Source organism: Achromobacter sp. B7 (assembly GCF_003600685.1).
GTDB lineage: Bacteria > Pseudomonadota > Gammaproteobacteria > Burkholderiales > Burkholderiaceae_B > Achromobacter > Achromobacter spanius_B.
In genome coordinates this window covers 3,050,908-3,075,324 of record NZ_CP032084.1, presented here as the reverse complement: position 1 = coordinate 3,075,324, position 24,417 = coordinate 3,050,908, and the positions used below count along the sequence as shown (strand labels likewise).

17 protein-coding genes are annotated in these 24,417 nt (G+C 64.7%); 3 read left to right on the top strand and 14 right to left on the bottom strand.

Translation table 11 applies throughout. The annotated features are described in order from the left end of the window. Positions 1-24 precede the first annotated feature (24 nt). On the top strand, positions 25-1,119 hold the full coding sequence (locus tag DVB37_RS13865; protein WP_120155733.1) for an ABC transporter ATP-binding protein: 1,095 nt from the start codon (positions 25-27) through the stop codon (positions 1,117-1,119). A gap of 26 nt (positions 1,120-1,145) precedes the next feature. Continuing rightward, positions 1,146-1,613 carry a nuclear transport factor 2 family protein gene (locus DVB37_RS13860; protein ID WP_120155730.1) on the top strand — a complete coding sequence of 156 codons (468 nt, stop codon included), beginning with the start codon at positions 1,146-1,148 and terminating at the stop codon, positions 1,611-1,613. Between the two features lie 42 nt (positions 1,614-1,655). Here the strand turns inward: DVB37_RS13860 and DVB37_RS13855 are convergent, their stop codons facing one another. The 12 genes from DVB37_RS13855 to DVB37_RS13795 all read right to left on the bottom strand — a co-directional run bounded on the left by DVB37_RS13855 (position 1,656) and on the right by DVB37_RS13795 (position 21,029). Beyond that, complete coding sequence (locus DVB37_RS13855) at positions 1,656-2,915, bottom strand: T6SS immunity protein Tli4 family protein (protein ID WP_162941215.1); 1,260 nt, start codon at positions 2,913-2,915, stop codon at positions 1,656-1,658. Further along, positions 2,912-4,744 carry an alpha/beta hydrolase gene (locus DVB37_RS13850; RefSeq protein WP_120155723.1) on the bottom strand — a complete coding sequence of 611 codons (1,833 nt, stop codon included), beginning with the start codon at positions 4,742-4,744 and terminating at the stop codon, positions 2,912-2,914. Before DVB37_RS13850 ends, DVB37_RS13855 begins: the two co-directional genes overlap by 4 nt. Before the next feature lie 67 nt (positions 4,745-4,811). Next, entirely contained in the window at positions 4,812-6,059 is a 1,248-nt protein-coding gene (locus DVB37_RS13845; protein ID WP_162941214.1) for a T6SS immunity protein Tli4 family protein, read from the bottom strand. Continuing rightward, positions 6,056-7,867, bottom strand: coding sequence for an alpha/beta hydrolase (locus DVB37_RS13840; RefSeq protein ID WP_120155718.1), 1,812 nt, complete (start codon positions 7,865-7,867; stop codon positions 6,056-6,058). Before DVB37_RS13840 ends, DVB37_RS13845 begins: the two co-directional genes overlap by 4 nt. Further along, positions 7,864-10,449: a type VI secretion system Vgr family protein gene (locus DVB37_RS13835; protein WP_205571614.1), complete on the bottom strand. Its 2,586-nt coding sequence runs from the start codon at positions 10,447-10,449 to the stop codon at positions 7,864-7,866. The genes DVB37_RS13840 and DVB37_RS13835 overlap by 4 nt, the downstream gene beginning before the upstream one ends. Before the next feature lie 102 nt (positions 10,450-10,551). After that, entirely contained in the window at positions 10,552-11,517 is a 966-nt protein-coding gene (locus DVB37_RS13830) for an alpha/beta hydrolase (protein ID WP_120155716.1), read from the bottom strand. A 32-nt stretch (positions 11,518-11,549) separates the two neighbouring features. Beyond that, a complete protein-coding gene (locus tag DVB37_RS13825; protein ID WP_120155713.1) occupies positions 11,550-13,379 on the bottom strand; it encodes an ABC transporter ATP-binding protein in 1,830 nt (609 codons plus the stop codon). Beyond that, positions 13,376-14,221: an ABC transporter permease gene (locus DVB37_RS13820; protein ID WP_104145539.1), complete on the bottom strand. Its 846-nt coding sequence runs from the start codon at positions 14,219-14,221 to the stop codon at positions 13,376-13,378. Before DVB37_RS13820 ends, DVB37_RS13825 begins: the two co-directional genes overlap by 4 nt. A 226-nt stretch (positions 14,222-14,447) precedes the next feature. Next, complete coding sequence (locus DVB37_RS13815) at positions 14,448-15,431, bottom strand: ABC transporter permease (protein ID WP_120155711.1); 984 nt, start codon at positions 15,429-15,431, stop codon at positions 14,448-14,450. Next, positions 15,428-17,014: an ABC transporter substrate-binding protein gene (locus DVB37_RS13810; protein WP_120157490.1), complete on the bottom strand. Its 1,587-nt coding sequence runs from the start codon at positions 17,012-17,014 to the stop codon at positions 15,428-15,430. The genes DVB37_RS13815 and DVB37_RS13810 overlap by 4 nt, the downstream gene beginning before the upstream one ends. 173 nt (positions 17,015-17,187) lie before the next feature. Then, on the bottom strand, positions 17,188-18,915 hold the full coding sequence (locus tag DVB37_RS13800) for a hydantoinase B/oxoprolinase family protein (RefSeq protein WP_120155707.1): 1,728 nt from the start codon (positions 18,913-18,915) through the stop codon (positions 17,188-17,190). After that, positions 18,912-21,029 (bottom strand): hydantoinase/oxoprolinase family protein, encoded by a 2,118-nt coding sequence (locus tag DVB37_RS13795; RefSeq protein ID WP_240434114.1) that lies wholly within the window; start codon positions 21,027-21,029, stop codon positions 18,912-18,914. The genes DVB37_RS13800 and DVB37_RS13795 overlap by 4 nt, the downstream gene beginning before the upstream one ends. 254 nt (positions 21,030-21,283) lie before the next feature. Between DVB37_RS13795 and DVB37_RS13790 the strand changes: the two genes are divergently transcribed. Next, positions 21,284-21,865, top strand: a complete 582-nt coding sequence (locus tag DVB37_RS13790) for a DUF4202 domain-containing protein (protein ID WP_046807778.1) — start codon at positions 21,284-21,286, stop codon at positions 21,863-21,865. Positions 21,866-21,959: 94 nt separating this feature from the next. On the opposite strand, the gene DVB37_RS13785 is transcribed toward DVB37_RS13790, so the two are convergent. Beyond that, complete coding sequence (locus DVB37_RS13785) at positions 21,960-22,880, bottom strand: ProQ/FinO family protein (RefSeq protein ID WP_240434113.1); 921 nt, start codon at positions 22,878-22,880, stop codon at positions 21,960-21,962. A gap of 49 nt (positions 22,881-22,929) precedes the next feature. After that, entirely contained in the window at positions 22,930-24,408 is a 1,479-nt protein-coding gene (locus tag DVB37_RS13780; RefSeq protein WP_120155698.1) for a hypothetical protein, read from the bottom strand. Between the last annotated feature and the right edge of the window lie 9 nt (positions 24,409-24,417).

Below are 24,417 nucleotides of genomic sequence, written 5' to 3'. Positions count from 1 at the left end.
ATACCCCCCAGTGAATTCCGCTCGATGACCGACGCCAACGTATTGCTACAGGCGCGCGACCTGCGCGTGCATTTTCCGGTGCGATCGGCCGGCTGGTTCGGCAAGCCCGTGCTGGCGCGGGCGGTCGATGGCGTGTCGCTGGACCTGGCGCGCGGTGAAACGCTGGGTCTGGTCGGCGAGTCCGGTTCCGGCAAGACCACCCTGGGGCGGGCCGTGCTGCGGCGCGCGCCGCTGGCCTCGGGCTCATTGCATTTCCGGGGCGAAGACATCACGCGCGCCGGCAACACGCAGCTGCGCCAGTTGCGGCGGCACATGCAGCTGGTGTTCCAGGACCCGTCCACCAGCCTGAACCCGCGCCACACCGTATTCGACGCCATTGCCGAACCGCTGATCGTGCACGGTTGGAGCGCGGGCCGGGACGCCTTGCGGCGGCGCGTCGCCCAGCTGATCGGCCAGGTCGGCCTGCCCGCCGATGCCGCGCAGCGGTATCCGCACGCGTTCTCGGGCGGCCAGCGACAGCGCGTGGGTATCGCGCGTGCCCTGGCCGTGCAGCCCGACTTGATCGTGGCGGACGAACCCGTGTCCGCGCTGGACGTATCGGTGCGCGCCCAGATCATCAACCTGTTCCAGGACCTGCAACAGGAACTGGGCCTGTCGTTCCTGCTGATCGCGCACGACCTGGCGGTGGTGCGGCACGTGTCGCATCGCATCGCCATCATGTATGCGGGGCAGATTGTCGAGACGGGCCCGCGTGATGACATCTATCAACGCCCCAGGCATCCGTATACCCGCGCGCTGCTGGCCGCCGTGCCGGAGCCGCGACGTGGGGCGGACGCGCAGCGCGAGCCCTATCGGGTCGCCCCAGGCGAGCCGCCCAGCCCGATGTCGCCACCTTCGGGCTGCCGCTATCACCCGCGCTGCCCGCTGGCCACGGAACGCTGCCGGCAGGAGGCCCCGCCGTTGTTGACGGGGGCGTCCGGCCCGCCTGCAGAGCCGGCCATCCCGGTCACCCCGACCGCGCCGGCCACGCCCCGGTCATCCGTCGCGCCCCATTCATCCGTCGCGCCCGCCCATGCCGTGGCGTGCTGGTTCGCCGACCAGATTCCTGCTACACCCTGATTCATTACTTTATTGGAGCGATATTCATGTCCGTGCAAGCCCTGGCCCCCGTTGACGCCGCCGATGCCGCCGCCGTGCGCGCCTGGTTCAAGGAACTGTCCGACCACGTGCAAGCGGTGGACTACGCTGCCGCCCGCCACCTGTTCGCCGAAGACTTCGTCGCCTTCGGCACCTACACCAACTTCGTCACCGGCCGCGACCACGCCGAAAAGACGCAGTGGCGCAACGTCTGGTTCACAATCGACGACTTCATCTGGCGCCTGGACGACGTGCAAACGCTCGTGTCGCCCGACCGCCTGTTCGCCGTCGGCATGGCCGTATGGGATTCCACCGGTTACCACCCCGACGGCAAACCCTTCGACCGCGTCGGCCGCGCAACCGTGTCGTTTGCGCGCGTAGCCATCGGCGACCCGTGGGTTGCCACCCACACGCATATGTCCTTGTTCCGCGACACCCCCAGCGTCTCGCACGGCAACAAGCCGGCACGCAGCTGAGGCAAGGATGCGGCGCGGGCCTGCGCCTGCGCATCCGGTGTTTTACCGCGACGGCGGATCGTCGGGCGGCGGATCGTCGTCCGGCGGCGTCCAGGGCCGGCCGTCTTCGTCAGTGCTAAGAAATTCATCCAGCGCCTTTTGATCGGCAGCGGCTTTTTCCGGGTTGCCCTGGTCAAAAGCGGAAGGCGGCCTGGGCGCGACGGCCAGGTAGCGCAGCCGCACCGACGCCACGATCGCGTCCCACAACTTGCCGGCTTCTTTGTCGCTTAAGGTTGCATCCACGCGGGGCGGGGGAGGCGGCCGCTTCCAAAGGGGAATCTCGTGCTTGTTCGGTACGAAGCGGGGCAGGGACCAACGGACAAGGTCGGGTTGGTCATCCGGACGGGCCGGCGGGGTAAGGGCGCCGCCGCCGCTCATCCGCATGTGAATAGACGGTTGAGTGAATGCGCGCTTGTCGCGATAGGTTTCGGCCAGGAATAGAAACGCGTGGTGATTGGTTTCGGTGAAGCCGAAGGCAAATTGTTCTGCTTGCATAGAGGCAAGAGTCAGCTTTCCCGCCCGCAAGGTGTTGTAGGCCATACCAGCCATCTGTTGTTTTGCGCGTGCCTGAAGGCCGGTCGATGGACTGGGCTGCAAGGCCGTAATGCGCGTTTCCAAGCTGACATTGGAACCGTCGATGAAAAATTCGATCACTCCGACCTCTTGATCGTGGTGGTCGCGGATGATGATGGGCCCAAGGCCAAAGCCAGGACCGGCGCTGAGTGGGTCGGAGATTTTGGTGATAGTTTTGGCCAGCGCCTGGATGCGGGCCTCTACGGGGGCCATGACGTTTTTGAAGGAGTCAGCCCTGATCAAGACATAGACGTCACCAACCAGAAGGTGAAGCTCATGGGTGTGGTAATTCTTCAGTTCGGGACTGTGAAAGAAGCGTAGCAATATTTGCGTTTCGCTCAACTGCATCTTGGCAAGCATCATCGAGCCGCCCGAATCATGATCGACGAGCGCGATCTGCGATGCCCTGTCGTTGACTGCATCCGCAAATCGGCCAGCGGACACTTCGGTGCCCAGAACCCGGACTTGGGCGGTTTTGAAATCGGTATCCAATCCGTAATACAGCGTCACGTAGCTGCTGGTGCTGTAAAGCCAGTTCGAAGGAAAATCAATCAAATGCCTGCCGAACACCCAGGTTTGAATGTCTGCGGTATCTGGAGTCACTGTTGTGTCCTTGCGAAGAAATAAATCATTGCTGCTTCCTATGATCCCGACGATCAGGAGTCCGGCAAAAAAGAAGCGCGATTTCATGACGGCTTCTTCGCCTGGGCAGCAATTTTCAGGACCCACTGAAGCGTGACAAGCTGAACCCGCTCGTCGTGGAATGGGCCTTCATGGTCAAAGCCTTGCATTTTCAGTTGTTCTCGAACTTCGCCACGTTCGACCTGATCGATCGGAGCACGGCCCGAACTCGTGGGTACTGTCCCGTCGCCGACGCCATCCTGCATGCCGCAGTGAAGTTCCCAATCGCTATATATCCGCGGTCCCTGGTCATGTGGCGTGGACGTATCTCCGACGAACTTTACTGAGGCGCGCCCAAGGGCACTATGCGGGCCCACGCGGACTATTGTGCGACCGCGGTGCTGAACATCGGTGTGCCGTGCCGTAATGAGCGATTCGATCGGAGCTGGTGCTCTTACGGTACCGGGCGACCGCAACCCTGGCCGTATGTTCCATCGGATGGTTTCGAAGCTTGGAAACTTAGCATCGGACCCATAGAGAACATAAGTGTTGGGATGGAAATACGTATTCAACTCGGCGTGGAATTCGCGGGCAAATTCGATAGCACGTTCGTAGAGGGTCCATTCAATAGCCGTGCCACCTGCCGGCGCCAGCCATTCCTCTTTTACCAAGCCCCACCACCGATGCCTTTCAAGGTAAATCGAGTCATACGGGCATTGATCAAGCGCTGGCATCGCGGACAGGGCGCGAGACTGGTTTTCGCGCAGCAGCTTCAGCCATCCCGGTGCGTATCGCGTGGTCGGCAGTAACTGCAACGCTCCGGGCGACTGGGCAAAAACCGCTGTTACTTCCTGACCGTTGCCGCCAATAACCAACGAAGCGCCGAAGCTCTCGTCTCGCATACCGACCTTGCACCGTCTGTAGGCCACGGGCGCACCGTTAGTCGGCATGACGCCGTGGACGATGCCGCAAATGGCGGTCTCCATGCCGGGCAGCGTGGCGCACATCCTGGCAATCAGGCCACCCATCGAATGCGTCACCAGCAAAACCTGTTTGCAGCGTTTTCCATACTGCTCCAGCAGCGTCTCAATGCGCTGCTTGAGTCGTCTGGCGGAATCGGCGTTTGACGCCAACCAGTTATACCCAAACGCGTGCACCGGCATATTGAATCGAACCCCGGCCAGCAGATCGTCTGTCGTCAACGGCTTGACGCCTTCAGTTTCGTCATCGATACGATCCATTCCGTTCAAGCCCGGCATAAAAACATCCACGCCAGGTTTCAATCGTCGATATGCGGCTTGCGGGTCTTCCCAGTGCTGGTCGTTCAGCTCCAGCGCATAGTTTTGATGGCGAGGAACAGTGGGGGAGTTCAGCACATGTTCCAGCCAGATCAAGAAGCGTTCGTAGCTGGCCTGTCCGACCTCGCCCCAGCCCCGCTCGCGATATCGCTTCATCAGGGCGGCCTTGCGTTCGGCGGGCAGCATTTGCTGGTTCTCTTGCACCATCCCCCACGGCACATTGGGAACGCCGCCCTGGTCATCGACCTCTACGCGGTCGGGGTGCAAGGTGGTCTGTCGGAAGCCGGCGTCTTTGGCCACCCATTGGGAGGCCAAGGGAGTCCGTAACCCCGCGAATCCATAATCAAGGGTCCAGACCTGTCGGGAATCCTGTCCGATGCGTTCGGGCACCGACTTCAAATTACTGCCCATCACCCCGGGAATAAAAATCACCGGCAGGATCAGATCCGGGCCGATACGCAGTTGCACGGGGTCGGTAATGTCGCAGTCGGTCAAAGTCCAGGTGAAGCACTGCTGTCCCCTGGCGTTGTAATGAAACGGCGCCACGCGTTCCTCTGGTGGGCCGGTGGCGGGTTGGTTGTCGGTCACTTTTTCCTCCATTTGATTGGCCTTTCTTTGACCGCGGGCCTTTACCCGGTCGCTTCAAGACGCTGACCACGCGAGAGGATTACCGCGCGGGCACGTCGTCGTCGGTAGGCGGCGTCCAGGGCCGGCCGTCTTCGTCGGTGCTAAGAAATTCATCCAGCGCCTTTTGATCGGCAGCGGCTTTTTCCGGGTTGCCCTGGTCAAAAGCGGAAGGCGGCTTGGGCGCGACGGCCAGGTAACGCAGCCGCACCGACGCCACGATCGCGTCCCACAACTTGCCGGCTTCTTTGTCGCTTAAGGTGGCATCCACGCGGGGCGGGGAAGGCGGCCGCTTCCAAAGGGGAATCTCGTGCTTGTCCGGTACGAAGCGGGGTAGGGACCAACGGACGAGGTCGGGTTGATAGTCAGGGCTTTGGACCTTCATGATGGTGCCGCCTCCCCGCAATCGCATGTTGATGGACGGCCAGGCAAACCCGGGGTTGTCACGATAGCTTTGCACGACGAACAGAAAGGCATGGTGATCCCCGTTCCGGTAGCTGAAGCCGCTTTGCTCGGACTCCATGCCGGCAAAGGTCGGCGCGCCGGAACGCAAGGAGTTGTAGCGGATGCCAGCAAGCGTTTGCTTTTCCTGTTCCTTCATGTTGATTCTTTCTTGCTCCTGGATCGCGCTTGTCGCGGCGTCCAGTTCGAGGTTTGTCCCGGGCGCGCGAAACTTCAACATCCCGATTTCCTGATCGTGGTGGTCGCGGATGATGACGGGCCCCAGCCCGAAGCCGGGGCCGGCGGTTTGTGGGTCGGAGATTTTGGTGATTGTTTTTGCTAGCGCCTGGATGCGGGCCTCTACGGGGGCCATGACGTTTTTAAAGGAGTCGGCCTTGATCAGGACATAGACGTCGCCGACCAGAAGGTGAAGCTCATGGGTGTGGTAATTCTTCAGTTCGGGACTGTGAAAGAAACGTAGCAATGTTTGCGTTTCACTCAACTTGATTTGAGCGAGCATCATTGATCCGCCCGCATCATGGTCTACGTTTCCGATCTGCGTTGATCTGTCCTCTACTGCATTCTTGAAGCGTTCAGCGGAAACTTCGGTGCCCAACACCCTGACTTCAACGGTTTTGAAATCGGTATGCAATCCGTAATACAGCGTGACGTAACTACCCGTGCTGTATATCCAGTCCGAAGGAAGGTCAATCAAATGCCTGCCGAACGCCCAGGTTCGAGTATCTGCGGGATGTGGAGCCAATGGTGTGTCCTTACCAAACAACGAAAGGTTGCTGCCTGCGATCAGCCCAATGATCAAAAGCCCGGCAGCCAAGAAGCGCGGGTTCATGACGGCTTCTTGGCCTGGGCCGCGATTTTCAAGATCCATTGAAGCGTGACGAGTTGAACCTGTTCCATCCGGAACGGACCTTCATGATCAAAGCCTTGCATTTTTAGCTGCTCCCGAACTTCGCCGCGTTCCGCCTGGTCAATCGGCGCACGGCCCGAACTTGTCGGTACCGTCCCGTCTCCCACTCCGTCCTGCATTGCACAGTGAATTTCCCAGTTGCTATATGTCGGCTTTCCGGGCGTTGACGTGCCGTCAACGTAGCTTGGCGAGGCGTTATTGAGGGCGCTACGACTGCGCACGTGGATGATGGTGCGACCGTCGTGCTGAACATCCGTGTGCCGCGCGTTGAAAATGGATTCGATCGGGGCGGCTGCCTGTGCGGTACCGGCCGCCCGCAAACCCGGGCGTATGTTCCACCGGATGGTTTCGAAGCTTGGATACTTCGCATCTGAACCATAGAAGACGTAGGTGTTGGGATGGAAGTAGGTATCCAGCTCTGCGTGAAATTCGCGGGCGAATTTAATAGCTCGCTCGTAGAGGGTCCACTCAATCGCCGTCCCACCTTTGGGCGCCAGCCATTCTTCCTTTACCAAGCCCCACCACCGATACCTCTCAAGATAAATCGCGTCATACGGGCATTGATCGAGCGCGGGCATCGCGGACAGGGTGCGAGATTGGTTCTCGCGCAGCAGTTTCAACCATCCCGGTGCGTATCGCGTGGTCGGCAGTAACTGCAACGCTCCGGGCGACTGGGCAAAAACCGCTGTTACTTCCTGACCGTTGCTGCCAATAACCAGCGAGGTACCGAAGCTCTCGTCCCGCATACCGACCTTGCATCGGCGGTACGCCACCGGGGCTCCGTTTGTCGGCATGACGCCGTGGACGATGCCGCAAATCGCGGACTCCATGCCGGGCAGAGTTGCGCACATTCTGGCAATCAAACCGCCCATTGAATGCGTCACCAGCAAGACCTGCTTGCAGCGGGATCCATACTGTTCCAGCAAGGTTTCAATGCGCTGCTTGAGTTTCTTGGCCGAATCGGTGTTCGACGCCAACCAGTTATATCCAAACGCATGCACCGGCATATTGAATCGAACCCCGGCCAGCAGATCGTCCGTTGTCAAGGGCTTGGTGCCGTCGTCTTCGTCGCCGTTGCGATCCGCCCCGTTCAATCGCGGCATAAACAAATCCATACCGGCTTTAAGCCGTCGATATGCGGCTGTGGGGTCTTCCCAGTGCTTGTCCTCGAGTTCAAGCGCATAGTTCAGGTGGCGGGGAACCGTCGGGGAATTCAGCACATGTTCCAACCAAATCAGAAAGCGTTCGTAGCTGGTCTGTCCGACTTCGCCCCAGCCCCGCTCGCGATATCGCCTCATCAGGGCGGCCTTGCGCTGAGCGGGTAGCAGCTGTTGGTCATCCTGCACCATCCCCCACGGCACGTTGGGTACGCCGCCCTCGTCATCCACTTGCACTCGGTCGGGATGCAAAAGGCTCTGCCGTATCCCTGCCTTCTGGCTGGCCCATTGGCCCAGCAACGGAGTGGGAACGCCCGCAAAACCATAATCTAGCCGCCATACAGATCTGGTTTTGTCGCTGTCCGGTTCGGGCACCGACTTCAAATTACTGCCCATCACCCCCGGAATAAAAATCACCGGCAGGATCAGATCCGGGCCGATACGCAGTTGCACGGGGTCGGTAATGTCGCAGTCGGTCAAAGTCCAGGTGAAGCACTGCTGCCCCCTGGCGTTGTAATGAAACGGCGCCACGCGTTCCTCTGGCGGGTCGGTGGCGGGTCTGGTCTCGGTCATTCTTCGGCCTTTGTCCATTCGATACGGACGCCGTCGCGGCGCATGTCGCGTTGCAGCGTCAGGTAGCCTTCGCTGTCCGTGCGGCCGGTGATGCGCGAGCCGTCGTTGCGGATCAGGGTGTAGGCAAGGTTGCAAGCGCGGGAACCGTCTTGCAGCGTGGCTTGAAAGCGGTCGTTAAAGGGGGTTGCGTCCCAGGTGTTGAACGTCATCGAGGCGCTGCTCGGCCCGGTGAAGTTGTGCCCCGCAGCCTTTACCGTCAGCTTGCCGGGCATCGAGAACTCGATATTCCCGTCGGCGATCTTGATGGCCGCGCCGCCACACAGCAACGTGATGTGCTTGTCGGCGGCGACCAGCACGTGTTGTTGGCTGGACGTGATTTCCGCGCTTTGATCGGCCTGGATGCGGATGGCGTTGTGCTGCGCCTGTAGCAGCATCGGGCCTTGGTGGGCGATGAGGCGCATGGCGCCGCCTTGCGAGAACAAGCCCAGGTCGCCGCCCGCGTTCAGCACGATCTTGTCGCCCGCGCTGACCTGCTGATGCTGCTGCGCGACGCTGTCCACATTGCCACCGGCCGACATCACGATGCCGGCCGGCGTGGCGGCGGCGATGCCGGCTGGGGCGCTTAGGCCGATGGCCCCTGCGTCGCCTTGGCCCGGGCCGTCCGACTGGTTGTTGGCGCCGTGGCCCAGGTCGCGCACAGCGTTCGATAGGGATTGCTGCGGCTGGGCGTCGTGGGCAACGCCTTCGTGTTGCGCTGCGTAGTCGCCCAGGTGGCGGGCTAGATCCAGCGCGGCTTGCAATGCCGCGACGATATCGGATCTATCCAACTGCCCGCCTTTGGCGTGCAGTTGCGTCTCGGCCGTCAGCAACAACCCCTTCGCCGCCCGCAGCGCTCCATGTTCATCCGTGCGCAGTTCGAACCCTTCACCGCGAGCTTGCCCACCGCTTGGACGCGGATGGGTCAGATACCCCAGATGCAGCTGCGTGTCGCCGTGTTCGCTCATCAACGCCGCGCTGATCTGTGCGGACGTGTCATCCAAGCGCAATTCGTTGGCGCGATTGCCCCGGAATTCCTTGCTCTTGATGGTGTTCAGGACGTTGTGGCGCGGCAGTTCATAGGGCGGCAAATTGGTCGCCCGGAAAGTTCTGCCGATTATCAGCGGCTGGTCCGGGTCGCCGTTTGCGAATTGCACGATGACCTCTTGTCCGATGCGAGGTATCGCCATGTGACCCCACTGCGCACCGGCCCAGTTCTGCGATACGCGAATCCAGCATGAGCTATGTTCGTTGTGCTCGCCTACGCGATCCCACGGGAATTGGACTTTGACGCGGCCCCACTCGTCGCAATAGATTTCTTCATTGGGCGGTCCGACCACCGTCGCCATCTGGTGGCCGTCGATGCGGGGTTTGGGTAAGGGCTCGGATTTCCAATCGACCTTGTCGGGCACCAGTTCAGCGGTGTAGCGGTATTGTGTGCCGTGCTCCGGGCGATATTCCGAGCGGTGCATCGGGCCATGATCCAGCCCGCCTTGCTGACCGTATTCGGCTCCGAACCCGTCTTCTTCCTGGCTGGCAGGCTGCACGCCCCGATGTTGCATCCGCACGGGTCGCCAACCATGGTTCCAGTCTTCACGAGGATGGCCCGCGAGATCGAACGCCACGCCAGGAATCAAGCGCGCGTCATCCCCTTCGACCAGTGCCACGCGCGCATCGCGGCGGCGGCCCAGTAAGCGCGTCTGGGTAAACGGCTGGCCCGCCTCGTCGCGTTTGTAGCGGCCGGGGTAGTCGTAACGTTCGTAGCGGGCATCCTGATGAGAAAGATCCGATGCAACCGGCGAATGTTCCTGGCTGTAGCGCGGATGCGTGTACGTGTAGTCGCGCTGCGTCTGGACGGCGGTGCGCACGCGCTCGGCATAAGAAAACCGATGCAACGCGGGTTCTGCCTGATCACCGCCCGGCATCGGGTTGTAAACCACCGGCCCGCCCGCGATCTCGCCGTGGATATAAATCCGGTCGCCATGAATCAAACGGTGCCCATGCTCCGAATGCGCATAGCGATAGAAATAGCCTTCCTCGGCCGCAAGCCTGTCGATAAACGCCAAGTCGGTGTCGCCGGCCTGCACGCAGTATTCGCGCGACAGGTATTCCTGCGTCGTCACCTGTTCGTAATCGGTAATCCCCTGCCGTTTGATGACGTCGGCCAGGATCTCGGGCACGGACAGGTGCTGGTAGATGCGCCAGTCGGAACACAGCGCGGCGCGCGCCAGTGACGGTTCGAGCACCACGCGATAGCGCGTGCGCCGAAAGCCCGTGTCGCCCTGGACCAATTCAGTGATGATGCCGTGCACATAGCGCACCGGCAGCGCACCGCGCCATATCGTGAACAGCGCGGGCTGATCCAGCAAGGCGCCGAAATCGACGGCAGGGTCAAAACTGGACAAGTCCACGCATAGCCGATAGGGCTCGGACAGGGCCTCGTCCAGCGTGAATTCAATAACGTCGAACGCCGCGCCGCTGGCGGTCGTGAACGTGAATCTGAACGTGGATGTGAGCGTGGGGCGCGGGTCGGACAGCCGTGGCACGGCGGTGCTCCTTTTCTGTCAGGCAAGATCGAATCCAGCATCTTGCCCAGCCACGAAAGGCGCTGTCCATGAGACGACTACGAAACTTAAGCTAACGCTCTGCTAGGCGGCCAAGTTGCGTTTGAGCGCGTGGACCAGGTCCGCGCGCGCTTCTTGCGCCTGGGCAAGCAGGCGCGTCATGCCGATAAAGCTGTGGGGCACGCCGGAATAGACCACCAGCATGGGCGCGGCGCCACTGGCGAACAGCTTGTTGGCCAGGTCCAGCGTGTCGTCCAGCAGGGGGTCCAGCGCGGCGGCTTGCAGGATCAACGGCGGCAGTCCGGCAACGTCGGCATGCAGCGGGGCCACGCCGGGGTCCGTCAATTGGGCGGCGTCGGCAACGTATTGGTCCCAGAACCAATCCAGCTTTTCCGTGGACAGCCCAAAGCGTCCGTCGCCAAACGATTCCTGCGACGGCGTATCGCGGCGGGCCGACAGCATGCCGTAGATGACCACGCCGGTCTTGATGAACGCATCGCCCTCATCGCGCAGGCGTTGCAGCGCGGCCAGCGTCAGGTTGCCGCCCGCCGATTCACCGCCCACGGCCAGGCGCTGCGCGTCCAGGCCCAGTGCCGGCGCTTCGTCGCGCAACCAGCGCAAGGCGCCCAGCACCTGTTCCAGTGCAACGGGGTAGCGCGCTTCGGGGGACAAGGCGTAGGACAGGCCGGCCGTGACGATGCCCGCGTCGGCCGCGATTTCGCGCTTCCAGCGGTCCAGCGTGTCCAGGTCGCCTTGCGCGAAGCCGCCACCGTGCAGGTGCAGGTACAAGGGCAGGGGCTTGTCGCTGGCGCCTTCGGGGTAGTACAGGCGCAGCGTGGCCGGCACCGGCAGATGATCCAGCCGATGTTCCACCACGCGGCCGACCGGTGGCGCGGGCTGGCTTAACCAGTGTTGATAGGCGCGGCTTTTTTTGCGGCATTCGGCGATGGGCGTTGTCAGCACGTTCGGCGTGCCGACGCCGTGTTGCTTGGCCAGGGCTTGCGCCGCCAGCACGTCGGGCGCCAGGGTGGGGATGGGGGATGAGCTCATGCAGTTACCAGTCGGGGGTGGGGCGGTGTCGCTTACCCGTGAAGGATACCAATGCCCGGAACCCGCGAGTATGACGCGGTTTGGCGGCCAACGGGGGCCGAAGCTGGGGCCGGCGGCGCGACATGGGCGGCCGTCGCGGCGGGCAGGGCAGGCGCGGCGGGCACGGCGGCCAATAGCGTGCGCGTGTAGGGGTGCGCCGGCTGGCGCCAGATGGTCTCGGGCGTTCCGTGTTCCACGATGCGGCCCTGGTTCATGACCATGACCCGGTCGCACAGATAACGCACCACGGCCAGATCGTGGGAGATGAACAGGTAGGACAGGCCCAGCTCGTTCTTCAAGTCGACCAACAGATTCAGTATCTGCGCCTGCACCGACACGTCCAGCGCCGACACGGGTTCGTCCAGCACTACCAGGGACGGGCGCGTGATCAGCGCGCGGGCGATGCCGATGCGTTGGCGCTGCCCGCCCGAGAACTCGTTGGGATAGCGTCTGGCCGCGTCGGCGGGCAAGCCGACGTTGTCAAGCATCCGAGCCACGTGCCGGCCTCGTTCGGCGCGGTCGCGCACGCCGTGCACCTTCAACACGGCGGCCAGGATGTCGTGCACGGTATGGCGCGGGTTCAATGAGGCGTAGGGGTCCTGGAACACCATCTGTATATGCCGCCGCGATGCTTTTAGCGCGCGTTGGGACAGGGCCAGCAGATCGGTGCCACGCAGCAGCGCCTGGCCGGTATGCGCGGGTGTCAGGCGCAGCAGCGTGCGCGACAGGCTGGATTTGCCGCTACCTGATTCGCCCACCAAACCCAGCGTTTCGCCGTGAGCGATATCGAAGGACACGTCATCGACCGCCAGCACGTCGACGCCTCGGCGTCCCGCATAGCGCGTGGTCAGGCCCCGCACGCTGAGCAGCGGCGCGGCGCTGTGCTGCCCGGTCGCACCGTGCGCTTGGCCAGCGCCCGTGGACGTGCGCAATGTGAAATGCGGTTCGCCATCGCCATGTCCATGACTGACCACGATCTCCGGCAGCCGTGCCTGACGGTAGTGCAGCCCGCCGCGCGCGTGTAGCGATGCGCCCAGCAGCCCCTGCGTATAGGGGTGCGACGGCGCGGCGAACAGTTGGACGGCCGGCGCTTCTTCCAGTTTTTTGCCACCGTGCATGACGAGGACACGATCGGCCCATTGCCGCACCACACCGAGATCGTGCGTGATCAGCAGCACGCTCATGCCCAGGTCGCGCCGCAGCTCGTCCAGCAATTGCAGGATCTGCGCCTGGATGGTGACGTCGAGCGCGGTGGTGGGCTCGTCGGCAATCAGCAGTTTCGGCCGGCAGGCGATAGCCATGGCGATCATTACACGCTGGCGTTGGCCGCCCGACAACTGCATCGGGTAGTCGTCGATGCGGCGTTCGGGGTCGGGGATGCGAACGCGCGCCAGCAGCTCCAGCGTGCGGTGGCGCAACGCGGTACGCCCGATGTCCTCGTGGCAACGGATGGCTTCGGCGATTTGCCGGCCGATGGTCAGCACCGGGTTCAGTGAGGTCATGGGCTCCTGGAAGATCATGGCGATGTCGCGGCCGCGCACCTGGCGCAGCTGCCGGTCCGGCAGGGCGGCCAGGTCCACGTCGTTGAACAGGATGCGGCCCTGCACCCGGCTGCCGGGCGCAAGCAGGCGCAGCACGGCCAGTGCCGTAGTCGACTTGCCGCAGCCGGATTCACCGACCAGCGCCAGCGTTTCGCCCGCCGCTACGTCAAAGCTCAAACCGTCGACGGCGCGGCGCTGCCCGTCGTCGGCGCGAAACGACACGGTCAGGTCTTGCACGCTTAAGAGCGCACGGGTGTCGGGGGGGTGGGACGTGCGTGTCATGCGGACAGCCTCGGGTTAAAGGCATCGTTCAAGGCGTCGCCCAGCAGGTTCAGCGACAACACGGTCAGCACGATGGACAGGCCGGGCAGGGCGGCCAGGTACCACGCGGTGCGCAGCATCTCGCGCGCGTCGCCGATCATGCTGCCCCAGGACACGGCGTTCGGATCGCCCATGTGCATGAACGACAGGGCGGATTCCATGAGGATGGCGTTGGCCACCAGCACCGAGGTCGTCACGATGACGGGCGGCAGCGCGTTGGGCAAAATTTCCAGCAGGGCGATGCGTGCGTGGCCAAAGCCGTTGCTGCGCGCGGCCAGCACGAATTCGGTTTCGCGCAGGGTCCGAAATTCAGCGCGAACCAGCCGCGCCACCACGGGCCACGAGGCCGCGCCGATCGATAGCGCGATGACGCCGACCGACGGGCGCCCGATGGCCACGATCACCACCACCAGCAAGAACGAAGGAATTGTTTGCAGCAGTTCGGTGACGCGCATCAGCACCACGTCCACCCAGCCGCCGAAGTAGCCGGCCGACGCGCCTACGGCAATGCCGATCGCCAAACTGAGCAGCGCGGCCGTCACGCCGACCGTCAACGACACGCGGGCGCCGTGCGCCAGGCCGGCCGCGATGTCGCGGCCCATCGTGTCGGTGCCCAGCCAGAACTCCGGGTCTTGACCGGGCCACTGGATCGGCGGACCGACCATGTCGAGCGGGTCGTGCGGAAACACCCAGGGCGCGGTAATGGCGGCGCACAGGATCAACAGCAACAGCACGCCGCCGACCACCGCGCCAGGGTTGGCCAGTAGCCGGCGCAGCGTGCGCGCACGGCGTGGGGGGCTCATGGCCAGGGCCAGGGGCGCGGGCGGCGGCAAAGACGGGGACGAGAAATCAGGCGGCATGAAATGAAGTGAAGGAAAGAGGGAACAAGGAACGTGGGCGAAGGCCCCAGGACCAAATACGAAGGACCCAAGGCCAAAGACCCACGGCCAAGGACCCAAGGCCAAGCAATGCATAGCGGCCAGGCGGCCAAGCGGCCAAACGCCAGAACGCCAGAACGCCAGAACGTCATCAGCCGACGCGAATGCGCGGATCCAGCAGCGTCTGCAACAGATCGACCAGAATGTTGGCCACGATCACCAGCAGCGAAGACAGCACCAGGATGCCCAGCAACACGACATAGTCGCGCGCCATGACCGACTCGTAGGCCAGGCGGCCCAGCCCGGGCCAGCTAAAGACCGTCTCGACTACCACCGCGCCGCCCAGCAGCGTGCCGAAGTTCAAGCCGGCAACGGTGGTAACCGGAATCAGCGCATTGCGCAGCACGTGCCGCAACGCCACGGCCGTGGGCGCGACGCCCTTGGCGTGCGCGGTGCGCACGAAGTCCTGCCGGCTGACCTCCAGCATGGCCGCGCGCGTCAGCCGCGCGAAGATGGCCACGTAGAAGCCCGCCAAGGCCAAGGTCGGCAGTACCAGGTGGCGCGCCACGTCCAGCAGGTGCGCCAGGCCGGTGGCGGGCGCGCCGATCGTCGACACCCCGCCCGGCGGCAGCCAACCCAGCTGCACGGAAAGCAGGATGATGGCCATCAGCCCCAGCCAGAAGCCCGGAGTGGAATACAGCAGCAACGCCGCCAGCGACAGCACGCGGTCCGGCCAGCGGCCCACAAAGGTGGCCATGACCGCGCCCAGCGTGATACCGGCGGCCAGCGCGCATCCCAACGCGCTGAACATCAGCAGCACCGTGTTGCCCAAGCGGCTGAAGATCAGGTCGGACACCGGCAGGTTGTAGCGCGGCGATATCCCCAGGTTCAGGCTGGCCAGATTGCCCAGGTAGGCGCCAAGTTGCTGCAACACCGGGCGGTCCAGCCCGAACTGGCTGCGCATGGCCGCCATGCCGGCTTCGGTGGCCGACCCGGACTCGGCCGCGATCACGTCGGCAGCATCGCCCGGCACGGCTTGCAGCAGGAAAAAACTCAGCAGGATGACCCCGATGACGGTCGGGATCGCCTGGACCAGGGACAAGCCCAGCGTGCGGGCGGCGCGTCGCGGGTTCATTGCAGGTAGACGTCCGCCAAGTTGGATTCCACGCCGTCGGCCGTCAGCGAATGGTCGTGCACACGCTGGTTGGCGATGGTGATGAATTCGGGCTGATACAGGTTCAGGTCGGGCACCTCGCGCGCGACGATCTGCTGAAAGTCCTTGAACAGCTGGACGCGCCGCGCGGGGTCGTTTTCAACGGCGGCGGCTTCCAGCAAGGCATCGACCTGCGGGTTCTGATAATGCGTGCCGTTGGAAAAAGGCACGCCCCGGATGAAGTTCCTGGACCAGTACAGCCGCTGCACGCCGACCGTGGGGTCGAACAGATTGCTGGCGCCATTGGTGGTGAAGGCGAAGTCGCGATCGGTATAGACGCGCTTGATGAAGGCCGAGGCGTCTTGCGAGCGCACCGTCACGGCGATGCCGGTGCGCGCCAGCGTCGTGCGCAGATAATCGGCCAGCCGTGCGCCGTCAGAGCCGATCGGGTTGTAGTCCAGCGGCACCCGAAAGCGCACGCCGTCCGGCCCCTTGGGGTAACCGGCTTCGTCCAGCAGCGCGTTGGCGCGCTTCAGGTCAAAGGCGTAAGGCGACGGCGTGGGGTCGTTATAGGCTTTCAGGCCGGGCGCAATCGGCGAATACGCCACCTGGCCCACGCCGTAGTTCACAACTTTCAGGATGACGTTGCGGTCGATGGCGTGGGCCACCGCCTGCCGCACTTTCTCGTTCTTGAAATGCGGCTCGTCCAGGTTGAATTCCAGCCGCGTCACGTTGTACGAATAGCTGTTGCCGCGCGTTTCGAACCGCAGTGACGGCACGGCTTTCAGGCGCGCCAGGTCGGCCAGTGGCACGGGCGTGCGGTAGCCCAGGTCCACGGTGCCGGTTTCAAACGCGATGGCGGCGGCGGCGGGGTCGGCCACCACGCGCACGATCAGGCGGTCGATATAGGGCTTGGGCTTGTCCCAGTAGTCCGGGTTGCGTTCATACACGATGTGGCTGCCGCGCACCCATTCCTTGAACTTGTACGGGCCGGTGCCGATGGGTGCGGAGATCGCCGGGTTGGTCAACGGGTCGGGGCCATCAAAGATGTGCTTGGGGATGATGGGCGTCTCGGTGGCGACGAAGGCGCGGATGAGGTAGGGCGCCGGCTTGGCCAGGCGCAGCACCACGGTGTGGTCGTCCGGCGTTTCGATGGCGGTGACGTTGGCGAACGTGTTGCGCCCGCGCGGGTGGATCTTCTTGAGCAGCCCGATAGAAAACGCGACGTCGGCGGCGGTGAACGGCTTGCCGTCATGCCATTTCACGCCTTGGCGTAGCGTGAAGGTGTAGACAGTGCCGTCGGGGCTGACCTGCCAGGCGGTGGCTAGTTGCGGCTGGGGATTCAAGTCGTAGTCGTACTTGAGCAGGCCTTCGGTGACCTTGGCGCTGACGCTGAGGATGGGCGTGGCGACGTTGCCCACCGTCACCAGCGCGGTCGGTTCGGAAGGCAATAGCAGGGTCAGCGTACCGCCCCGGGTGGGCTCGGCGTGCAGGGCGGGCGCAAAGGCAAGCAAGGCGCCGGCCAGCAGCAGGCCGAGACGGGCGCGTCGAGTCGTGGTGGCGATGCGGCGGGTGATGCGGGTCGCGATCCGGGTCGCGATCCGGGGGGAGCTTTGGGTCAACGTTGGGGTCAAGATCGGGCTCGGGGTCTGGTTCAAGGTCAGGTGCTGGGTCGGGATCGGGTTCTGTTTCGGTTTCGGGATCGGGATCGGTTTCCGGATCGGTTGCGGCGTCGGTGTCACGCTTGTGGCTCCCGGTAGGCCATGCGCGCCTGGTCGGCGCTGACCAGGCCGTCGCGCACATCGCGATCAATGCGCTCGGCGTCGCGGCCGGCGGGGTCGCCCAGTCCGCCGCCGCCGGGTGTTTGCACGACCAACCTTTCGCCGGGGGGAACCAGCTGTCGCCCCTTGGCGCGCAGTGTGGCGCCGCCGGCCAGGCCCAGTTGGCCGCCCGCGCCGGCGTGGCCGCCCAGCGCGCCGCGCGCCGGATGCACGACGCGGTCGAACGCGGCGGCAATGATCATGGCGGCTTGTGGGTCGGCGTGGCGCACCACGATGGTTTGGCCCAGCCCCCCGCGCTGCGTGCCGGGGCCGCCCGAGTCCGGCCGGTATTCCTTTTGTTCGAAGACCAGCGGGTTGGCGCTTTCCAGGATCTCAAGCGATACATTGCGCACGCCGCTGGGGTAGGACGTGACGGACAACCCGTCCTTGCCGGGCCGCGCACCGGTGCCGCCGGTCGAAAAACTGACGGCGTTAAAGCGCGGGCCGGCCAGCAGCGCTTCCTGCTGTTCGGGCGTGGCGCCCGCCAGGGGCTCGCCGCCGACCAGATGCAGGTTCCACAGCGACGACGCGCCCTCGGCCGGAACCTGATCCGCCCGGGCCTGGCGCAGCGCGCCAAAGACCACGTCGGGCAACATCTGCCCAATGATGTGGCGCGCCGTGACGGCGGCGGGAAAACGCGCATTCAGAATCGAGCCGTCGGGCGCCGCGACTTCGACGCACGACAGGGACCCCGCGTTGTTGGGCACGTCGGCGCCGATCAGGCAGCGCACGCCAAACGAGGTATAGGCGTCGGTGTAGGCCTTCACCACGTTGATGCCGCGCGCCACGCTGGGCGAGGTGCCGGCGAAGTCGATTCGGATCTTGTCGCGCGCGATGCTCACGCTGGCTTGCAAGGTGATCGGCGCGTCGTAGCCGTCGATAACAAGCGTGTTATGCCAGGTGCCTTGCGGCCATTGGGCGATGGCCTGGCGCATGGCGTTTTCGGACTGCTCGATGATGTAGCCGCCCAGGGCGTCCAGTCCGCCCAGCTCAAACTCCGTCAACAACGATTTCAGGCGGCGCCCGCCGATCGCGTTGCAGGCCACCAACGCGTACAGGTCGCCTTCCACCTGTTCGGGCTCGCGCACGTTGGCGCGAATAATGGCCAGCACGCCCGGGTCCACTTCGTGTTGATGGAAGAAGCGCAGGATGGGCAGGAACAGGCCTTCGTGATAGATCTCCAAACCGTCGGCACTGCTGCCGATGCCGCCGATATCGATCACGTGCAAGGTGGAGGCAAACAGCGCCACCAGCGCGCCATCGTGAAACACCGGCGTCACCATGGTCATGTCGAACAGGTGGCCGGTGCCTTTCCAGGGGTCGTTGGTCAGCAGCACGTCGCCATCCTTTAGCGATTCGGGCGGGAAGACGCGCAGAAAGTGTTTGACGGATTCGGCCATGGCGTTGACGTGCCCGGGCGTGCCGGTGACGGCTTGCGCGATCATGCGGCCATCGGGCAGGAACACGCCGGCGGACAGGTCGCCGGCTTCCCGCGTGGCGGTGCCGAAGGCGGATCGGATCAATACCTGCGCCTGCTCTTCCACGACGGACAGCAGGCGGTTCCATGCCAGTTGGAAACGGATGCGCTCTTGTGCCACGGGCGCGGCGGCGGTGGCCGGGTGCAAGCGGTCGGCTTGGGTGCTCATGATGTGTAGTCCTTGTCGGCGGCGTCGGCCTGGCGACGCTGGGCCGCACGGGTATCGTCCAGCACCAGCGAGCCCAGGCGGCTGCGGCGCGCGACGAAGCCGGGCGGCACGAAGGTGGTGGTTTCGTCTTCCACGACCAGCGCGGGGCCGGTCAGCGTCTGTTCGGGGTCCAGCGATTGGCGTTCGTAGACGGGGATGTCGATGCGGCGGCCCTGGGCGGCGTCGTACACCGGGCGCGTGCCTGCGACGCGCGCCGCCGTGCCCTGGCCGGCGGCAATGGGGTCGTGCGGCCGTGCGCGGCGCTGGCCGGCTTGCGCGGCTACGGACCAGCTCACGGCTTCGGGCGCCACGTGCGGCAGGCTGCGTCCATACAGTTCGGCGTAGCGCTGGGCGAAGGCCGCGGCTAGCCGGGCGCTGGCCGACTCGTCGAACGGTCCGTCCGGCAGGTCGACCGCAATTTCGTGCCCCTGGCCGCTGTAGCGCATGAATACCACCCGTTTGTGCGTCAAGGCGGTGTCCGGGGCGGCCCGGCGCACCACGGCGTCGACGCCGGCGGTCAGTTCGTCAAGCAGGCGCTGCACGGCGGCGTGGTCGATGCCATCGACGCGCTGGTGAAAGCTGCGAACGGCCTGATAGGCGATGGGCGCCCACAGGAAACCCACCGCCGATCCCACGCCGGCGGATTCCGGAATGATGACGCGCTCGATGCCCAGCTTGCGCGCCAGCGCCGCCGCATGCAGCGGCGCCGCGCCGCCAAAGGCGATAAGGGTGTGTTCTTCGGCCGTCTTGCCCAGCTCCGAGGCATGGACGCGCGCGGCGTTGGCCATGTTCTCGGTGACGACATCGATGATGGCCTGCGCGGCCTGCGGCGCATCCAGCTCGGCGGGCGTGGCCAGGTGCGCCTGAACGGCACGCTGCGCCAACTCGGGTTGCAGTTTGACCTTGCCCACCGCGAAACGGTCGGGCGTTACGTTGCCGATCACGGCGTGCGCATCGGTCACCGTGGGCAGTTCACCGCCGTTGCAGTAGGCGGCGGGGCCGGGCGCGGAACCCGCGCTGTCGGGGCCCACCTGCACCACGCCCAGGTGGTTGACGCGAGCGATGGAGCCGCCACCGGCGCCGATTTCCACCATCTCGATGACAGGTATGCGGATAGGCAGGCCGGAGCCTTTCAGGTGCCGGTGCACGCGGCCGAATTCAAAGCTGCGGCTGACCTGGGGTTCGAAGTCGTCGATGTAGCAGATCTTCGCGGTGGTGCCGCCCATGTCGAACGATAGCGCGCGCGCGGAGCCGGTCTGCTCGGCGATGTGCTGCGCCAGGATGGCGCCACCCGCCGGCCCCGATTCGACCAGGCGCACCGGTTCTTCCACCCCGGTTTGCAGCGTGGCGATGGCCCCGCCCGAGGTCATCAGAAACGGTTCGTCGCGCAAGCCGCGTTCGCGGGCCGCGTCGTTCAGCCGACGCAGATAGCCCGACACCTGCGGCTGCACATAGGCGTTGGCGCTGACGGTGGACAGGCGCGGATATTCGCGGATCTCGGCGCAGATGTCCGATGACAGCGACACCCACAGGCCCGGCGCGTGGGCCTGCAACAGCTCGCGGATGCGGCGTTCGTGGGCGGGGTAGGCGTAGCTGTGCAGCAGGCAGACCGCCACGCTTTCAATACGCGCGGCGATCAGTTCATGCGCCAGCGCGATGACCTGCGACTCGTCCAGCGGCGTCAGCACCTGCCCGCGCGCGTCGACCCGTTCGGTGACGCCATGGCGCCAGGGGCGGGGCACCAGCGGCTGGGGCTTGTCCAGGAAAATGTCGTATTGCGCGAAGCGGTCTTCCAGGCCGATCTCGACCAGATCCCGAAAGCCCGCCGTGGTCAGCAGGGCGGTGCGCGCGCCCTTGCGTTCAATCAGCGCATTGGTGGCCAGCGTGGTGCCCAGGATCAGCAAGCTGACGTCGGGCCAGCGCAGGCCCGCTACGCCCAGCAGTTCTTCAATGCCTTGCAGCACGGCCGTCTCCGGGGTGGCGGGCGTGGTCAGCAGCTTGGCGGACCAGCGGCGGTCGTCGCGTTCCAGAACGATGTCGGTAAACGTGCCGCCCACGTCGACGGCGACGCGCACGGGTGGGGCCTGGGGCTCCCGAAGGGAAATATCTGGCATGGGGTGACAGCAGGGCGCACGGTGCGCCATCGGCGTTGGAAGAACCCCAGATCCTAAGCAGTCACCGCGCGCACATGAACGATGATTTTCGAGTTTCGATATGCGGTTTGCGCGGCGCGGATGCGTCTGGCGGCCGGCTTGGCGCTATGATCGTTGCGTCTTTGGCCGGCTCCGGCGCCTTCCCGGAAATGCAACGCACGCAGGAAACTCACCGCATGAATGATCGTCTACACCAGACGCTGCTTCGGTTTGACCAGTACAACGGCACCGACCCCAATCTGTTCGCCTGGCAGGGCGAGACCTGTCCGCAGGAGCTATTCCTGGCGCAAAAGCTGCATGAATGGGTGATGAAGCTGGCGCCGGATGCGTCGGAACCGCTGGTGCTGGCCTCGCGCTGCCAGCACATCGGGCGCTGGGAAATCACGCGCAAGAGCTATCCCGACGGGCGCGTGGGTTACCTGACGTGGCGCAAGGCGCTGGCGCGGCATCATGCCGCCATCGCGGAAGGCATACTGCGCGACGCGGGCTACGCCGACGACGTGATCGACCGCGTGAGAACCATCGTGATGAAGCAGGGCATCAAGCAGGACGCCGACGTGCAGACCATGGAAAACGCCTTGTGCCTGGTGTTTTTGCAATACCAGTACGAAGCGTTCCATCCCGCGCATGGGGAGAAGATCGTGGAGATCTTGAGGAAGTCGTTGCAGAAAATGGACGCGGCGGGTCACCAGTGGGCGCTGACGCTGCCGTACAGCCCGACAGGGATGCGGTATCTGGAGCAGGCGCTGGCGGCCTGAGGCAAGGACGCATGCAAAAGCCCGGCCCGCGACGGATCGTTGCGGGCCGGGCTTTTTGCCGTCATCGGGCGATGTGGCCCGATGACGGTGTGACTCAGGACTGCGCGGGCTTGTCGGCGGACGAATCCGTGGACGAATCCGTGGACGAATCCGTGGCCGGCGAAGTCGGCTCGGCGGACGGTGCATCAGCCGCCGGGGTCGACGCATCGCTGGATGCATCCGGCGTGGCGGCGGGCGTTGCGGAGGCCGCGCTTTCAGTCGGAGTTGCAGGAGGAGTTGCAGCCGGAGTTGCAGCCGTCTCGGCCGGCGCTTGCGGGGCCGATTGCACCGGTGCGGCAACATCCGCCGTCACGGGCGCCGTCACGGGCGCAGGCACGGCGGCGTCACCGGTAGCGGCGTCACCGGTACCGGCGGCTGCCGCGGCTTCGGCTTTCTTGGCCTTGTTGCGCGCGGCGGCGTTCTTGGATGCGCTGCGCGAGGCCATGCGCTTGGCATGCTTGGCTTCGTTGGCCGTCACGACGCCCGAGGGTTCGCCGTTCAGGTCCACACGCGGCGCGTCCTCGACCATGCTGGCCCAATAGCGGCGGCCATCGCACCAGGTCTTGACCGCTTCCTTGATCTGCGCTTCGTCCAGTTGCAGCGTCTGGGCATGTTGCACCAAGTCTGCCAGCACGCCCAGCTTCAGCGGAAGCTTCGGCGAGGGGTTCTTGGGGAAGGCCTTGGGAAACTGGCGTTGCAAGCGCGAAATTGCGACCACGACCGGGTCCACGGGCGATTCGCGCCGGTCGGCGCGTTGCGGCCGCTGGCCCTTGTCGCCGCCCTGGGAACGGGCGTTCTTGTCACCGCCTTGCGGGCGCGGGCCCTTATCGCCTTGCGGACGCGGGCCTTTGCCGCCGCCGGGTGGGCGGGGGCCTTTGCCTGCGCCTTGCGGACGCGATTCTTTCTTGGGGGTCGGCTCTTCAGGCGCCTGCTTGGTGATCAAGGCCCGGATCGCGGCTAACTGTTCTAGTCCCATGTGCTACACAAAAAAAAGGTTGAGGCCGTGAGCATCAGCGCTCGGGCGGCTATCCCGACAGCACGACAAGCAGTGCCAGGGATAAAAGAATGCCGAACGCGGCCAGGGCAAACGGCAGTAGTAGAACATACACGCTGCGTTCTTGCCCTTGTCCGTGGGCCAAACCCGCCGCAATTGACATCCTGACGGGTGAAAAAAACCCCATCGACGTGCCTGAAACGTGTAACAGCGCTGCCGCTGCCGGCACATTCAGACCCGCGTGCAGGGCTAATGATAGCTGGGACGGCATGAACAGGCTGTTCGGCGCGTTGCCGCTGTTGGCCAGAATGCCGAAGGCGCCGGCAAGCAGCGGCGTGATCAGGATGGTCCAGTCCCGCAAGGCGGCGAACAGGCCGTCGGCATAGGCTTGCGAGATGCCGGCGCCGGCCAGCACCTCGGCCATCATGGCAAACAGAAAGACGGACATGACGGCATGCCGGCCGGTGCGCCAGGCCGCGCGCGCCTGCGCGGCCAGCGCGCCCGGCTGGCGCCGCCACACCGCCATGGCCAGCGCGCCGGCAACGAGCCAACTGCCGGCATGCAGAAACGGCATCCAGGCGGGCAGGTCGGCAAACGGCCGGATATCGGCCCAGGCGCCCAACGCGCGATTCAGCGTAGGAATGAGCCGCGTGGCCACCAGGCACGCAATCACCAGGATGTAGGGCAACGCGCGGCGGGCGGCCGCAAGCGCCTGGGTGCGATCGGGCCTGCGATCCAGCACGAAGCGCAGCACGATCAAGGGGCCGTAGGCGGCCAGCAGCGCCGTCTCGGGGCCCAACAGGGCTGTGGCGGCGCAAAGCGATGCCAGGCTGGTGACGATCCAGCCGGCTTCCCTGACGTGCTCGGCGGTGCCGACTTTAATGCCCGCAATGCGCGCCGTGCGCCAGAACAGCGTCATCCACACGGCCATCAACAAGGCCACCGCCACCATGCTGTACAACGCCAGCTGCGGGGCTGGAACGCGTGCGTAGGCGGACGCCAGCAAGGTGCCGCTGCCCATCGCGCCCCAAGGGATCAGCGTCTGGCTCAACAGCGCGAAGATCATGATGTCGCGGGGCTTGAGCCCCAGCGGGCGGATAAGCAGCACGGTGCCCAGCATGCCCACGCCAAAACCCGTAGCGGATTCGGCAAAAGGGCCGATCAGGAAACAGGCAAAGAACAAGCGCCGCCGACGCGCCAGCGGGTCGTTCAGTTCTGGAGGATGAACGGCAAAGCGATCACCGCCGGCCGGGGCCGGCTGCGTGGGCGAGGCCATCTGCCAGAACAACAAGCCGCCCAGGATGTAGGGCGTGATGATCCACCCGATCCACCCGCCGCGTTCCAGGGTCACCGCCAGCTGCGCGCCGGTGAAAGCGCCGGGCGCGGTACTCAGCGCTACCGCAATGGCGGCGAACAGTCCCAGCACCGCCGCCATCGTTGTGTTGACTCGCCCGCTGGCGATGGCAACGATCACGGTCAGCGCGGGCAGGGACCACAGCAGGTAGGTCATGGGAACGTG